This window comes from Roseibium sp. Sym1 (genome assembly GCF_027359675.1).
Classification (GTDB): domain Bacteria; phylum Pseudomonadota; class Alphaproteobacteria; order Rhizobiales; family Stappiaceae; genus Roseibium.
Genome location: NZ_CP114786.1, coordinates 3,513,476 through 3,527,275 on the forward strand (window position 1 = coordinate 3,513,476; position 13,800 = coordinate 3,527,275).

General features: G+C 60.8%; 14 protein-coding genes. 5 read left to right on the top strand and 9 right to left on the bottom strand.

Annotated features, from left to right (window positions below):
* The first annotated feature begins 103 nt into the window (after positions 1–103).
* Both O6760_RS15920 and O6760_RS15925 read left to right on the top strand, forming a co-directional pair.
* Positions 104–580: a MerR family transcriptional regulator gene (locus tag O6760_RS15920; RefSeq protein ID WP_269580697.1), complete on the top strand. Its 477-nt coding sequence runs from the start codon at positions 104–106 to the stop codon at positions 578–580.
* Positions 534–929, top strand: coding sequence for a carboxymuconolactone decarboxylase family protein (locus O6760_RS15925; RefSeq protein WP_269580698.1), 396 nt, complete (start codon positions 534–536; stop codon positions 927–929). The genes O6760_RS15920 and O6760_RS15925 overlap by 47 nt, the downstream gene beginning before the upstream one ends.
* 28 nt (positions 930–957) lie before the next feature.
* Here the strand turns inward: O6760_RS15925 and O6760_RS15930 are convergent, their stop codons facing one another.
* The 3 genes from O6760_RS15930 to O6760_RS15940 form a co-directional block, all read right to left on the bottom strand.
* A complete protein-coding gene (locus tag O6760_RS15930; RefSeq protein ID WP_269580699.1) occupies positions 958–3,480 on the bottom strand; it encodes a methyl-accepting chemotaxis protein in 2,523 nt (840 codons plus the stop codon).
* Between the two features lie 285 nt (positions 3,481–3,765).
* Positions 3,766–4,503 (bottom strand): substrate-binding periplasmic protein, encoded by a 738-nt coding sequence (locus tag O6760_RS15935; RefSeq protein WP_269580700.1) that lies wholly within the window; start codon positions 4,501–4,503, stop codon positions 3,766–3,768.
* A 104-nt stretch (positions 4,504–4,607) separates the two neighbouring features.
* On the bottom strand, positions 4,608–4,907 hold the full coding sequence (locus O6760_RS15940) for a SelT/SelW/SelH family protein (RefSeq protein WP_269580701.1): 300 nt from the start codon (positions 4,905–4,907) through the stop codon (positions 4,608–4,610).
* Between the two features lie 45 nt (positions 4,908–4,952).
* Here O6760_RS15940 and O6760_RS15945 point away from each other — a divergent pair, with 45 nt between their 5' ends.
* Positions 4,953–5,846 (top strand): choline/ethanolamine kinase family protein, encoded by an 894-nt coding sequence (locus tag O6760_RS15945; protein ID WP_269580702.1) that lies wholly within the window; start codon positions 4,953–4,955, stop codon positions 5,844–5,846.
* Here O6760_RS15945 and O6760_RS15950 read toward each other — a convergent pair.
* The 5 genes from O6760_RS15950 to O6760_RS15970 all read right to left on the bottom strand — a co-directional run bounded on the left by O6760_RS15950 (position 5,839) and on the right by O6760_RS15970 (position 8,721).
* The gene (locus tag O6760_RS15950; RefSeq protein WP_269580703.1) at positions 5,839–6,798 is read right to left on the bottom strand and encodes a DUF1624 domain-containing protein; all 960 of its coding nucleotides are present in this window, start codon (positions 6,796–6,798) and stop codon (positions 5,839–5,841) included. The genes O6760_RS15945 and O6760_RS15950 overlap by 8 nt on opposite strands.
* 86 nt (positions 6,799–6,884) lie before the next feature.
* On the bottom strand, positions 6,885–7,109 hold the full coding sequence (locus tag O6760_RS15955; protein WP_269580704.1) for a hypothetical protein: 225 nt from the start codon (positions 7,107–7,109) through the stop codon (positions 6,885–6,887).
* A 191-nt stretch (positions 7,110–7,300) separates the two neighbouring features.
* Positions 7,301–7,711 carry a DUF3775 domain-containing protein gene (locus tag O6760_RS15960; protein WP_269580705.1) on the bottom strand — a complete coding sequence of 137 codons (411 nt, stop codon included), beginning with the start codon at positions 7,709–7,711 and terminating at the stop codon, positions 7,301–7,303.
* Between the two features lie 511 nt (positions 7,712–8,222).
* Positions 8,223–8,438, bottom strand: coding sequence for a hypothetical protein (locus tag O6760_RS15965; protein ID WP_269580706.1), 216 nt, complete (start codon positions 8,436–8,438; stop codon positions 8,223–8,225).
* 58 nt (positions 8,439–8,496) lie between these two features.
* Positions 8,497–8,721, bottom strand: coding sequence for a hypothetical protein (locus O6760_RS15970; RefSeq protein WP_269580707.1), 225 nt, complete (start codon positions 8,719–8,721; stop codon positions 8,497–8,499).
* Between the two features lie 425 nt (positions 8,722–9,146).
* Here O6760_RS15970 and O6760_RS15975 point away from each other — a divergent pair, with 425 nt between their 5' ends.
* Positions 9,147–10,277, top strand: a complete 1,131-nt coding sequence (locus tag O6760_RS15975) for a hypothetical protein (protein ID WP_269580708.1) — start codon at positions 9,147–9,149, stop codon at positions 10,275–10,277.
* Between the two features lie 32 nt (positions 10,278–10,309).
* On the opposite strand, the gene O6760_RS15980 is transcribed toward O6760_RS15975, so the two are convergent.
* On the bottom strand, positions 10,310–12,046 hold the full coding sequence (locus tag O6760_RS15980; protein WP_269580709.1) for a caspase family protein: 1,737 nt from the start codon (positions 12,044–12,046) through the stop codon (positions 10,310–10,312).
* A gap of 493 nt (positions 12,047–12,539) precedes the next feature.
* Between O6760_RS15980 and O6760_RS15985 the strand changes: the two genes are divergently transcribed.
* Positions 12,540–13,739 (top strand): pyridoxal phosphate-dependent aminotransferase, encoded by a 1,200-nt coding sequence (locus tag O6760_RS15985; RefSeq protein WP_269580710.1) that lies wholly within the window; start codon positions 12,540–12,542, stop codon positions 13,737–13,739.
* Positions 13,740–13,800: the final 61 nt, after the last annotated feature.

Sequence of the window (13,800 nt, forward strand, 5' to 3'; positions counted from 1 at the left end):
CCTTCGGCCGGCGGTCTCTCCGCCGGCCGTTTTTTTTGCTTGACCTGGAGTGCACTCCAGCCGGTAGGTGACGGAAATCGTTCCGTTCGGAGACAGTCAGTAGATGAAGATTGGCGACCTTGCCGAAAGGTCGGGGCTCAGCACCGACACCCTGCGCTACTACGAAAAGATCGGCCTTCTACCGCGTCCCTTGCGGGATGGCGGCGGGCGGCGGGTCTACGATGCGACGATCCTCAGGTGGATCGATTTCCTTGACCGGTTGAAATCCACCGGCATGGGCATCAGGGACCGGCTGCGCTATGCGGAGCTGCGCGGCAAAGGCGCCGCGTCGCTGACCGAACGCCGGGAAATGCTCGAAACGCACCGGCACAAGGTTGCAGGCGATATCGGCAGGCTCACCGAGATGCTGGCTGTTCTGGACGATAAAATCGATCTCTACAGAAGGATGGAAGCGGGTGAGACCGTTGATCCCGCCTTCGAAACCTGCGCCCGGACCGAACACGGTGCGCCGTCCAGACAGGAAAAACCGACCCATGAGCACAGCCCTGGAACGCGGCCGCGCGCTGACGCAGAAGCTTAATCCCGATCTGGAGAAGGTCCTCTCGGACCGCTACGACGATCTCTTGCCGGAGTTCAGCGAAAGCCTGATCGAGTGGGCCTATGGCCGTCACTACGCCCGGCCGGGCCTGGATCTGAAAACCCGGCAATTATGCACCATAGCCGCCCTGACGGTGCTGGGCGGCCAGACGGGCCCGCAGCTCAAGATCAACATAGAGCACACGCTGGCGGCCGGCGCCGGCCGGACCGAGATTGTCGAGGCGATCTGGCAGATGGCTGTCTATGGCGGGCTGCCGGCAGCGATCAACGGTCTCAACGCGGCGCGGGAGGTGTTCGAGATGCGGGACGGCCAGGCGGCCTCAACCGCCTGACTTCAGTCCGGGTGAGACGTGTGGCGGCTCAGGCCGCCGCCACATCCTTCAGGAAGCGGTCGATGCGGGTGGTGACCTCGGCCAGCTGGCTGGTGGCGGCGCCGGCGATGTCTTCCACCGCCCTGGCCGACTGGCTGGTCTCGCTCGAGCCTTGCGACAGGTCGCCGATATTGTCCGACACGCTGGCGGTCTGGTCCGCGGCCTGGGAAACGCCGCTGGAGATTTCCGCGGTGGCGTCGGCCTGCTGCTTGACGGAACTGGCCATGGCGGCGGCTGTCTCGTTGACCGCATCCATCATGCCCATGATCCCGCTGATCGCCTCGACCGCACCATTGGTGGCCTGCTGGATCTCGCGCACCTGGCTGGAGATCTCGTCGGTTGCCTTGGCGGTCTGGCCGGCAAGCGACTTGACTTCCGAAGCGACGACCGCGAACCCCTTGCCGGCTTCGCCGGCGCGCGCCGCCTCGATGGTGGCGTTGAGTGCCAGCAGGTTGGTCTGTTCGGCGATCTCCTGGATCAGCTGAACCACGGCGCCGATGCGTTCCGCTGCGGCGGACAGGCCGCGGATCTGGTCGTTGGAGGTCTTGGTGGCTCCGGCCACTTCCTCGACCCGGCTGAGCGTGTCGCCGACCTGACGGCCGACTTCCTGGACCGACGCGGTCAGTTCCTCGGTGGCCGCGGCAATTGTCTGGACGTTCTGGCTGGCCTGGCTGGAGGCTGTGCTGACATCCTCGCTGCGGCCGGTTGTGGTGCGGGCGATTTCGGAGAGTTGCTCGGCCGTGTTGTCGAGCTGATGCATGTTGCCGGTCACGGTGTCGAGTGCGGCCTTGATGTCCTGGCGGAAATCGGCGACGAGCGCATCAACCGTATCCTGGCGCCGGCGTACCTCTTCCTGGCTGGCCTCGGTCTCCGCTTCCAGGCGCATGCGTTCCCGCTCGCGGTCACAGAAGGTTGCGACCGCCTTTGCCATGTGGCCGATCTCGTCCTTGCGGGCGGCAGCGGGAAGCTCGAGATCCGTCTCGCCGTCCTTCAGTTTGAGCATGGCGCCGGTCAGGCTGCGGATCGGCCGGATGATTGCGCCGGACAGGATCACGACAAAGGCGATGCCAAGGGCAAGGGCCAGCGCCAGGGTCAGGGAGATCTGCGTCTGGGCCGCAGCGGCACTGGACACCGCAGTCTCGCCGGACAAAGCGCTGATGGCCTCGGCCTGTTCAGTGAGCGAGGCGGCGGCGGCCGCAAAATCGTGCTGGCTGGCGTGCAGGGTGGACGTTGCCGTCATGACGGTGCCGAAGGCCGTCTCGAGCTTCGGCAGGTCCTCGTTCCCGGCGGTGACAAGGGTCTTGAGCGGGCCGTTCAGGAGATCGGTGAGCGCCTTGTCCGAAGTGTTCTTGCCGGCCGCGGTGCGCACGGTCTCCAGGTTGCCGAGTTCCGTCAGGGCATCATCGAGATAGAGCTGAAAGGCCCCTGAAGCGTCTTCGGAAGAGGTGTTCAGGAAATCGGCATAGGCGCTGCGCACGCCCAGGACGCCGCGGGCGAAGCTCTGCGTATAGTTCGACAGGAGGGCAATGTCCGCCGTCGCCTTGTCGAAGTCGCGCAGCTCCTGCGTCAGGGCGTCGATCGGTTCCTCCGCCCCCTTGATGATGGCGTCGGCGAGCGTGACGAGCTCCTGTGTGGCCGGTTGGAGGCTCTTGGTCCAGGCGTCGCCTTCCGGAGACTTCAGGTGGTTTTTCAGCAGCTTTGCATAGGCTTTGGAGGCCTTGGTCAGCTTCTTGACATCGGACTTGAGCGTGTCGGTCTTGACCGTCCGGCGTACCGCCTTGGCATCCTTGTCCAGGTCCTTGACCCGGTCTTCGAGCGTCTTGGCGAGAGACTTGTCCGGATCGGAAGCAAAGGCCTCGGCTTCCTGCGCCAGCACGATGGTCGCGATGCGCATGTCACTGAGGCGGGGCGCCACCTTGGACAGGTCGTTCATCTTGCCTTCATTGGTGATCGCGAGGGCGGAGCGGTAGGCGGCAAGTTTCTTGTATTCCTCGAATGCCTGGTTGGTGGTCTCGACGAGGCCACTGGTCAGGGCATCCAGGTCGTCGGCTGCGGCGTCACGGTCCCGCCGGGTCTGACGCAGGCGCGCGAAACTGTTTTCCAGTCCGGAGACAATGTCCGCGAGATCCGCCGCGACCTGAGGCTGACCTTCGGCAAGCTGTCGGCTTTCGTCCGCGATTGATGCGATTTCACCCTGGACGGCATTGGCGGCAGTGCTGCTGCCGTCACTTGCAAAGGTCTGGGCATGAATTTGCAGTTGCGGCACGCTGCCGAGCAGCTCGTTGGCCGCCTTGGCCGTTGTCACCGAGTTTTTGACCTGGGAGCCGGCGATCAGGCCTCCGGCGCCCACGCCGAGCGCACAGAGCAACATTGCACCGAAACCGATTTGAAGCTGCGTCTTGATCGGCCAGTCCAGAAACGGGCGTTGGCGTGCCGGGATGCCGGCACGGGCAGGCGTGCTGGCGGAAACCTGTTTGTTTGTCTTCCTGAATGGAAGCTTGGCGAACGTCATTCTGATGCTCCGGACGCTGGATCGATGCCATCAGTCTGCCGTGAAACTATTAAGAAGATCCAAAGGATATCTGCGCTAAATGTAAGCGGTAACTTGTATATTTGTTGGGCAAATTGTACAAATTTAAGTCTATATTCTAGATGTGACTTGAATGCAGGTGGGTGGCGAAGTTAATTCGCTGTTTCTGCTTACGTTGCGGCAAAGGCCGTGGCCGGATGCGGGGCCATGCCGTCAAGGCCCGCAGGTGTTCGTTCATCTCGTGCGCGCCGGACGTTTCAGGCCGAACTACTGTGTCAGTTTCTTTGGGTTCCTGACCGGAACACGCTTCCTGTACTCCTGGAGCGAGGCTTGCAGGCGGTCCGTGAGGTGCCGACTGATGCGCGGATTGCAGGCAAGCGACAGCTCCACTTCCTGCATCGTGAGCACATTCCTGATTTCAACACCGTGCTGCGCGGCGACGTAGGGGGCGGAGATCAGTCCGCCCAGCCAGAGCTTGGTGTGGCCCATTTTCAGCATGTTGACGTTGAGCCCGTCCTGATCGACGAGCACAAGCTTGTCATGCCCGGCCCTTTGCAGTTCCTCGGTGCTTGTCCAGCCGGCAACGGCGCCGGTGGCAAAGGCGAAGCTGTCCTCCACGGTGGACAGGCTGATGTCGCTGTCCTTGAGCGCAAACAATCCATATCCGTCCGTTTCCAGGGGACCGACCCACGTGAAATCAGGTTCTCGCGAGGCGGTGCGCCAAAGCGCCAGGAAACAATGGTCGGCGTTGTTCCGTACGGCGTTCAGGCCGCGCTTGAACGGACGGATGTGCAGTTCCAGCTCGATACCGGCATTGCCGGCGATTTGCCGGAGAAACTCGGTGGCGGTGCCCTGTATCCGGCCGGTTTCATCCTGAAAATAGAGCGGTTTGTAGTCTTCCGTGTATACGACAACCCTCGATTGGGTATTCTCGAGCGTCGTGGCCGGTCCTGTTCCCGTGCACAAGATTAGTCCCGCAAGAAGTGCGGACAAAGCGCGGCTCATGGGACAGTCCTTTCGTCTTGTCAGGCGATTCGCCTGGCCGGGATTGTATCCACGCACCGATTGTATCCCCGCACATGTTTAAGAATGGTTTGGGTGTGCAGGACTCATTTCCCCGGCTTGGGCCTGTCGCTGTGTCCCAGGTCCCTGTCGGGCCACAACAGATCGCGCAGCCTTTGCTTGAGGATCTTGGCTTCCGGAAACCCGCCATCCGTGGTGCGGTCCCAGACAGTGTTGGTGTCGCAGGTGATGGTGAAGACACCGCCGGTTCCGGGAACGAGCGTCACGGCACCGGTCTCTTCAGAGAATGTGGACAGGATTTCCTGGGCCATCCAGGCCGAGCGGAGCAGCCAGTTGCATTGGCGGCAGTAGGTAATGATGATATGCGGCGAGGGAACATTCGTCATGGTCACCTCTCTCCTTTCGGTCTTGTCCCGGGTCCCTGTCCGCTTGTGCCACAGCTCACCTCCGAAACACCAGATGTCGCCGCCGCCGAACTTGTTGAGGCGTTCCGGGCATTTCCACAGCTGAAGGACCTGTGCGGCGAGCCGCACGCCGCCGTGTTGCAGCCGGGCCTGACCAACCGGGTCTTCCGGCTGCAAGCGGAGCTAGGAGACTTTTTCCTGCGTCTGCCGGCGCCAGGCAGTGCCGGCACCGTCAACCGGATGGCCGAGGCGCATAATCTGAAGCTTGCGGTGGAACTTGACCTGGCAGTACCTGCCCTCTTCTGCGATGTGTCGAGCGGCATTCTGTTGACCCGGGCCCTCATCGTCGCGGACCGGCCGCCGGCGAACCTGGCATGGCGGATCGGAGCGGTGCTTGGTCGTTTGCATGCCTCGGGCGCCGTGTTTCAGGACGTGCTCAGCCCGGACGCGGTTCTGGCGACGCAACGCCAAAGCCTGTCCGGCCAACCCGGGTTGCTGCGGGACTTCGCGTTGCTGGAGCGCGCGCTCGTAGATGCCGGGGGCGGTGAGGAAACGCTCGTCCGGGTGCCAAGTCACGGGGACCCGTCCCCTGGCAATTTCCTTGCCACGGCAGACAGGCTCTGGCTGATCGACTGGGAATATTCCGCCATGGCGGATCCGGCCTGGGACCTCGCTTACGCCATCCTGGAACACGGTTTCACCGGGGACCGGGAAGGTCACCTTCTTGAAGGATACCGCGCGGCGGGAGCCCTGTGTCCGACCCCGGCACGGCTTGAGGTGATGAAGGCGAAATGCGACGCGGTATCGGCCTGTTGGGCTCTGGAACAGCTGGCGGCGGGGCGCGAAGAAGAGATCTACAGGCCGTTTGCGGCCGCGCGGCACGACAGGGCGCTGCGTCGCCTGCAGGACATGCTCAATTGACCGCGGGAGGCTGTTCCGGATCGGCAAGGCACTGGGCGTATCGGGTGTTCAGCCGGTTGCGCAGGGACGCGTTGTCCGGTTGTGCGGTCAGATCGGTCCAGATGCCGTCCTCTTTCAGCCGTTCCAGCGTGCAGCCGCAGGCGCTCTCGCACATTTCAGGCCTGTCATATGTCTCCTGGCAGGCCGCCGTGCAGTTGCTGACAAAAGCGGCGCCGACCCGATCCGCCGCGGGGCTTGCCTGCACGGCAATCCAGACCAATCCGTAAAGCACCGGCTGGTGCAGGAGATAGATGGCGAGCGAATGCCGGCCGGCCAGGCGTGTAACCCGGCCGATCCTGCTGGAGAAGCTGAACCGCGAGAGCCCTTGCCAGGTCTTCAGGACCCGAAAGGCGCGGGACAGTGCCAGGCCCGCCAGCGTTACGCCGGTCCACGGTGCCACCGGCACGTAATCCACGCTGCCGAAAGTCGGGGTGCCGAGACCGGTCCACAACCAGACTTCGCCGTCGAACGCGTGCGAGGCGCCCCAAAGGGGGAGGGTCAGAAACACCGCGGAGGCTGCAAGGACGCTCCACAGCGGCAAGCGCACAAACCCCAGCGCGATGAGGCTGGACAGCGCGATGCAATGCAGGATGCCGAACCGGACGAAGCTGCTGCCGAAGGCGAAATAGGTCGCAAGAGACACGGCCGCGGCCGCCGCGATGATCATGGCAAGGCGTCGCCAGAAGGCCTGCCAGCGAATGCCGTTGTGGTGGGCGAGGTCAAGACTGACACCGGCCAGAAACAGGAAGCTGCCGGCAATCGACCCGGCAAACAGCCGCCAGCCAGGCCCTTGCGCGACCGGCCAGTCAACCAGACTGAACCAGGACAGATCCCAGGACAGGTGATAGACCGCCATGGCGACAACAGCGAGGCCGCGGGCGAGATCGATCACGGCCAGACGCGTTGTAGGCATCCAAGGTTCTTTCCGATGGAAACCAGGTCCGCGGGCCGGCAAGTCGTGAGCCCGGTGCAGGAAGAGGTATTCCGTTAGGGATAGAGCTAGCTGCCGAACGCGACAACCAGCGCCGTAATCAAGGCCGTGGCGGCGATCATGCCACCCACGAATGGCCAGGGTGACGGACGATGGGCTGAAAACACATCCTGGTTCGCCGGGTCTTGCAGCATTGCCCTTAAACTCCTGTGATCAGCAGGCTCCCTGTCGAACCCGACCGGCAAACCGCTGAACTTTCCCATTTCGAGAGAGCAGCCTGTGTGCATCGCCATCGATGCAGCGCTCTCCCGATCCCAACCAAAAGCAGGGCAAGACTGCGGCAAATGCCCGGCGGCGGAAAGATGGTAAATCAGTTCCTAACCGGTTTTCCCAAGGAAAGCGTCAACTTGTGGAGGAAGCGGCAAAGTTTGCCGGCATCGGTTGACCTTTCCGAACCTGATGAAAAATCTGAGAAAATGCGGGGTCAGAGATCCAGGGAGTCGAGTCCGGCTTCCAGGTAGTCCGCCAGCATTGGCATGCCGAGAAGATACTTGGCGGTGGGGCCGACCGCGCGTTCGCGGGCTTCCTCCACTGCCTGGTCGAAATCTTCCGCATCGAAATCACCGCGACCGATCCAGGTGATCGCCACAAGTTCCGCGGATTCGTCGACATTGAGGTCTTCGATCAGTTCGCGCAGTTCCTCGTCGGAAAGGTCGTCGTTTTCCTCCTCGGCGAGACCATCGTGGTTGTGGCCTTCCTCCAGGGAGTCGGCATCGAATTCCACATCGCCCTCGTGGCCGTCCTCGAAGCTGTCCCCGAGGGAGGACGCCACGGCCCTTGCTTTTTGCGCGAGCAGGCGGATCGTGTCCGCAGAAAGTGTGAGGTTGATGTCCATTGCTGCCTCCGACAAACCGGTTTTTTCTTTATCGATCCACTTTTGGCCGTTGGCAATGGTCATGTTGCGATTTCCCTCTCCGCTGCAGGCGGGGCTTTCCCCAGGTTATCCCCGGAATTCAACGGCCGTAAACGGGCTGCCGGTTAATCCGCGGCGCGGCGTCACCGCCGCCGCGTCATCTGACTTGCGGGCGTTGCGCCATGTTGCTTTACTTGTCCGACAAACACTTGCCTGTCCTTGAGCGGGATCAAAGGCAATCAGAACACGATGCGCCGGAGCCGCATCGCGGTTGAGGTGGGACCTGGTTTATATGACGGGTCGTTTGCCTTTGGCCGCGACAGACAGGGGCCGCGACAGACACGGCCAGCGCAGCGTGTACCAATCCGGGGGCGGACCGGGCACTTGGGGCCTGGCACATGTGCGATGCGCAGGTGCCGGGCCTCAGGCTTTGTCACGGTATGTCCGGGACCGTCGTTCCAAGGGCAACGCCTGTCGAACGAAGCCGGTGCCGTTATCCGCCGCGTGAAGTGGGCAGGCTGCTCTGCACCGCCGGGGACTGAGGGGACGTGCCGCCCATGTCCCGAGGGGTTGCCATGGCCGCCGCGGCCACGAGAGCACTCGCCAGGACAATGCCCAGGAAAATGGCCTGGAGCAGCGGGCGAGCCTCATGCAGGTCGGTCTTGTGCGAAGAAGGCTTGCGAGGCTTTGTGTTATCGGCGCGGGACATGATGATATCTGCGAGTTCAACCTGTTGAAACCAATTGGCATCCTGAGGGAAGCGCTGGTCAGTTGACCTGTCCGGAGGCCCCGGTCAGGTCCTTGTAAAGACGCTGTCCCAGCAAACGGGTCACGGCCGCCATGGCCGCGAAGGCCACCAATGGCAGGGCCAGGGACGGATCCATTGCGGACATCAGCATCAGGAGGCCCGCCGAAATCATGAACAGCAAAGCCGGTGGGAAGCTTGTGTTCTGAGACGATTGCGGCTGCCGGTCGGTCTTGTGCTCTTCCATGGGAACCTCCATCCGCTTTGGACGGTTTCAATGTCGGTTGCAATTGCGCCGGCACGCGGACGTGAATTGGACATGCGCCGTGTGTTTTCATGACCTTTTTGCGGCGTTCGCGATTTCCCTGCGGCCATGTATCCAAAAAACCGGGCGGCAGGCGGCGTGTCGCTTGGGTCCTGACGCCAGGCAAAGCAATGGTCATCCGGGCGGGCCATCGAAATGGTTGTATTGTAAAAGCAATCTGGAAGTGTCCGCCGTGCATCCCTGTCGGAACTGTCAATAACAATTCCAATTTTAATTAAAATCTACTGGTAATCTCTCGCAGGAATTGACAGTGGTCAGGGATTTTAAAGCGCGATTTTAGTGTTTGTTTGCATTTGGCAAGGATACTTGCTGGCAGGGAATGCCGTTTCAAACAGATCAGGCTTTGAATGACAATCAACGCAGCGCAGAGCGCCATGGCTGAAAAGCCCAAAGACACTGCGGCTCAGCCGGATATACCGCAAAAAGCGGAGGGAGAGCTGCCGGCATTGTCGCTGGCGGGCCTTCAGTTTTTCATTGCCGATATCGCAAAGAAGACGATTATCTGGCACGAAGTCGGCTCGCAGAATTTCAACAGCGAGGTCAAGGATCTCCAGGAAGCGCCGTCCAACCAGGCGCTGCGCCACCTGTCTCCCGAAGACCGCAAGACAATCCTGCATCTGGTGCAGGGCGCCATTCGCGAGGGCCAGGCCGGACCGTTCGACGTCGGCGGCGGCCCCGACCATCGCATCCCCGGTATTCCGATCGTTTCCTACCGCTACGAGTTGCCGGACGGCCGCGTCCTTGCCATCTGTTTTCCGTCGATCGGCGAAAACGACGACAATCCGGGCCGGGTCGCACTCGGCCTGGCGCCGATCCTGCAGCATTTTGTCGCCTCGTCCACCCGGGTGGTGCTTCTGGTCGACAATTTCGGTTATGTGCGTTTCGCCAGCAACGGGTTTCTGAAAACCTTCCAGATCGAGGATGCCCGTCTTATCCTCGGGCGCAATATTGCCCATATCCAGGGCCGCGTCGGCCGGACAATCGTCTCCCTGGCATTGGCTTCGCTGACACGCCGCGCGAGCGCGACTGGCCGTGGCAAGTTCCTGCTTGCAAGCGGTGACAGCATCGATCTCAAATATGATGCCATGTATTTCCGCATCGGCGGCACCGTGGGCGGCGTGCTGTTTTCCGCCGGCCACATGGGCGGCGATGTCGATTTTTCCAAGGTGTTCGAGGCGTGCAGCTCGCCTATTCTCGTGGTCAACGGCAAGTCGCGCATGATCATTGCCGCGAATGCCGCCGCCATGAAGACCTATCATCTGACCCCGGAAGTCATCGACAGCAAGCCGATCACCGAAACCTTGCTGCATCCGAGCAACTATACGGAGCTGCTGAGTTCGGCCAAGCAGGGGGCGGATGTGCCCGTGTCGGTGCCGGTAACGATCCTCAACGGTCAGACCAAAAAGAAGCGGTTCAAGTGCAGCCTGATCGACGAGGATACGAAAGAGCCGAAACTGATCCTGGAAACTCGCATGTGAGCAGGCATCAAGCACTGCGTCGACGCCAACTGTCACTGTTGGTTTTCAGGCGGTAGCCGCTTTAGTTCGAGGCGAACCCAGGTTTCGTCTTTCGGGCCAACACGTTCCAGGCGCGGCCCGTTGAAATTCAACCGAGAATCGTAAGCCACAAACTGCGGCATGGTTCCCCTGATTTCGACAGTTCTGGTTTTCTTTTTCTGGAACAGGAAGTCCGCTTCCAGGCGCATGCTTAGCTTGTTGCCATTCGAGACCACGCCCCTGAAATTGGCAAATGGGTTTCTGTCATCGTTGCGCGACTCCCCGGCATAGTTCTTCCAGTCCAAAAGAAAAAACTGGTCTTCGCGAAACCTAAGCCGCGCCGATGAGAGCAGGGTTCTACCATTGATCTGGTACGGGTCTTCAGGATGGGGATTGAAGCGGTGAACTTCCAGGGCCCAGATCCCATCATACGCCTTTGGTGTTTCTTCAAAAACGCGGATCAACTGGACCAAGGTCTCCTGGTCGATAAAGCCGGTGTCCTCGATCCTGGACGCGACTTGGAATTCACGCATCGCCGACCGGGACTTTGTTCCGAAAACCCCGTCCGCCGTGCCGGCATCGTGGCCCAGCATGTTCAACGCGGCCTGAACCTTTTTGTAGCCTTCGGCCCCGAGGCCGAGCCCTCTTTCGATTTGTTCAGGAGACGCGCTGGCAACGGTGACGGTTGCGCCGGTGCGGCTCGCCTCGCCGATGCGGTCAAGCAGGGTCTGTGTCGACACAGACAAGTCGCTGCCCTGCTGCGACTGCGCGGCCTGGCCCTGTTCTATCGTCTGTTTCTGAAGATCCTTCAGTAATTTATCGGCAACGTCGGACGCCATCGTTTTGGGAAAGCGCTCAATGATGGTGCGATAACCCAAGATGGTGTTGTTGCCGACCGCTTCCCTCAGCGCCAGCGTCGCAGCGGCCTCCCGTTCGACGTCATTGTCATAGGTGACCACCGGGGCAATCAGCGCGCTGTTATGAAAGAAATAGAATTCTGAGGACATCGACGCGACCACTTCAGGCCGCTGTTTTTGACCGGTGAGATCAAGAACGTCGCGCGTCACCCGCTTCAACATGGTCGAAACTTCGATGTTCGGGGTAGTGATGTGTTTGGCCAGCGCGATGGTGAAGGGGGAATTGTCGCTGTCGCCGTCCAAGGCAACTTCGTTTGGTTTCGTGGCAAAGGCGACAAGAGAATTGGCGGTTCTTTCCGGCACGGCCAGACCCCGATTGAGCCCCAGGGCGCGGGCTCTGCTGGCAAGCTTCTTTCGGAGATTGTCAGCAAACGGATTGTTCCGGCAGGCGTCGATGAAGACGAGGCTCAAAGGCACGCGTGCTTCCATCATCTGGATGATGCTGTTCAGGTTCTTACCGCTGGTGACGACGTCTTGCTGGTCAATGATCTTTGCGTCGGTCGACAAAAGGTAATTCTCTTCACGAAACTGCATGCCGTGCCCGGCGAAATAGAACATGCCGGTCGAGGCGGACTGCAAGTCCTCTTCAAATGCCCTGAGCGCGTCCGTAAAACCTGAGAAACTTGCGTCGCGGACCAAATGCACCTGGAAACCAAGGTCCGTCAGCTTGTTTGCAATCAGGTTGGCGTCATTGATTGGATTGTCCAGCGGTGCGGCGTGTCTGTAGCTGCTGTTGCCGACTACAAGGGCGACCCGCTTGTCTTGCGCAGTTGCTGGCGAAAAGAAACTGAAAACGGTCAGGAAAAAACAGAGAACGAAAAGAAAATAGCGCATGCGTTCCCCCGTTACGCTTGCAAAGATAAGCTTAGAGACAAATGAAGATATTGTCTTAATTACTATGAGGCCTGGGCGTCCTTTGCGTCAAGCCAAAGGCCGCGATTGCGGAGCTGAGGCAGGGCCAGGTGCTTTGGATCAGGCAGAAGAGCGTCCGTTCATACCTCTCGTCTCCAGGCTGAAATACGTCTGTTGTCGTAGGCTTGCTTTCGAAGACCCGCCGCGTCAACTTCGTGTTTAAGAACATCTTTGTCTGTCCGTTTTTCGTCTTCGCAGTTTGCCTTGTGATCAATCATCGACATGCGTAAGTCGTTCTTTCCACGTATGACTAAGACTGGGAGTGACGAAATGCTGCCGACGGCTCGGTGCGAACACCAGTTTTGGCAGCTAATCTACGCAATATTGTCCTGCATGGCGCGACAGGCTCTTGTTTTCCGCAGCGCACGGATCTACGGTCCGCGCGCTGTTATTCCCGTTTCCCCTGGAGGACATTATGGGCTTTCTTGCTGACGCATTGGCGCGTGTACAACCTTCTGCGACCATCGCCGTCACCAACAAGGCACGCGAGCTGAAAGCCGCAGGCCGCGACGTTATCGGCCTGGGTGCTGGCGAGCCGGATTTCGACACCCCGGACAACATCAAGGCGGCCGCGATCGCGGCAATCAACGACGGCAAGACCAAGTACACCGCCGTCGACGGCATTCCGGAGCTGAAAGCCGCCATCGTCGAGAAGTTCAAGCGGGAAAACGGCCTCACCTACGCGACCAACCAGATCACCGTCGGAACCGGCGGCAAGCAGGTGCTCTACAACGCCCTGATCGCGACGCTGAACCCGGGCGACGAGGTCATCATCCCGACACCCTACTGGGTGAGCTACCCGGACATGGTTCTCCTGGCCGGCGGCGAGCCGGTGATCGTGGAAGCCGACAAGTCGACCTTCAAGATCACGCCGGACTCGCTCGAGGCGGCGATCACGTCGCGCACCAAGTGGCTGATCTTCAACTCGCCGTCCAACCCGTCCGGTGCCGCTTACACCGAGGTCGAGCTGAAGGCGCTCTGCGAGGTCCTCAAGAGGCATCCGCAGGTCTGGATCATGACCGACGACATGTACGAGCACCTGGTCTATGACGACTTCCGGTTCACCACGCCGGCCCAGGTCGAGCCGTCGCTCTACGAGCGCACGCTGACCGTCAACGGTGTCTCCAAGGCCTATGCAATGACCGGCTGGCGCATCGGCTACGCCGGTGGCCCGGCGGATCTCATCAAGGCCATGGCCAAGGTGCAGTCCCAGTCGACCTCCAACCCGTGCTCCATCGCCCAGTGGGCGGCGGTCGAGGCCCTGAACGGCACCCAGGATTTCATTCCGAAGAACAACGAGATCTTCAAGGGCCGCCGCGATCTGGTGGTTTCCATGCTGAACCAGGCAAGCGGCATCAGCTGCCCGGTTCCCGAAGGTGCGTTCTACGTGTTCCCGTCCTGCGCCGGCACGATCGGCAAGACGGCTCCTTCCGGCAAGGTGATCGAGAGCGACGAGGACTTTGTTTCGGAACTTCTGGAAGCCGAAGGCGTCGCCGTCGTCCACGGCTCGGCCTTCGGCCTCGGCCCGAATTTCCGGATTTCCTACGCGACCTCCACCGAAGCTCTGGAAGAAGCCTGCACCCGTATCCAGCGCTTTTGCGGCAATCTGAAATAGAACCGGACCTCAGGTGGTTCGAAAAAGGGCGGCTTCGGCCGCCCTTTTTTTGGTCAGAGCG

Bases quoted from the DNA above. Each gene is read 5' to 3' on its own strand.
- O6760_RS15920 (WP_269580697.1), top strand. From the start codon at position 104: ATGAAGATTGGCGACCTTGCCGAAAGGTCGGGGCTCAGCACCGACACC.
- O6760_RS15925 (WP_269580698.1), top strand. From the start codon at position 534: ATGAGCACAGCCCTGGAACGCGGCCGCGCGCTGACGCAGAAGCTTAAT.
- O6760_RS15930 (WP_269580699.1), bottom strand. From the start codon at position 3,480: ATGACGTTCGCCAAGCTTCCATTCAGGAAGACAAACAAACAGGTTTCC.
- O6760_RS15935 (WP_269580700.1), bottom strand. From the start codon at position 4,503: ATGAGCCGCGCTTTGTCCGCACTTCTTGCGGGACTAATCTTGTGCACG.
- O6760_RS15940 (WP_269580701.1), bottom strand. From the start codon at position 4,907: ATGACGAATGTTCCCTCGCCGCATATCATCATTACCTACTGCCGCCAA.
- O6760_RS15950 (WP_269580703.1), bottom strand. From the start codon at position 6,798: ATGCCTACAACGCGTCTGGCCGTGATCGATCTCGCCCGCGGCCTCGCT.
- O6760_RS15955 (WP_269580704.1), bottom strand. From the start codon at position 7,109: ATGGCGATGCACACAGGCTGCTCTCTCGAAATGGGAAAGTTCAGCGGT.
- O6760_RS15960 (WP_269580705.1), bottom strand. From the start codon at position 7,711: ATGGACATCAACCTCACACTTTCTGCGGACACGATCCGCCTGCTCGCG.
- O6760_RS15965 (WP_269580706.1), bottom strand. From the start codon at position 8,438: ATGTCCCGCGCCGATAACACAAAGCCTCGCAAGCCTTCTTCGCACAAG.
- O6760_RS15970 (WP_269580707.1), bottom strand. From the start codon at position 8,721: ATGGAAGAGCACAAGACCGACCGGCAGCCGCAATCGTCTCAGAACACA.
- O6760_RS15975 (WP_269580708.1), top strand. From the start codon at position 9,147: ATGACAATCAACGCAGCGCAGAGCGCCATGGCTGAAAAGCCCAAAGAC.
- O6760_RS15980 (WP_269580709.1), bottom strand. From the start codon at position 12,046: ATGCGCTATTTTCTTTTCGTTCTCTGTTTTTTCCTGACCGTTTTCAGT.
- O6760_RS15985 (WP_269580710.1), top strand. From the start codon at position 12,540: ATGGGCTTTCTTGCTGACGCATTGGCGCGTGTACAACCTTCTGCGACC.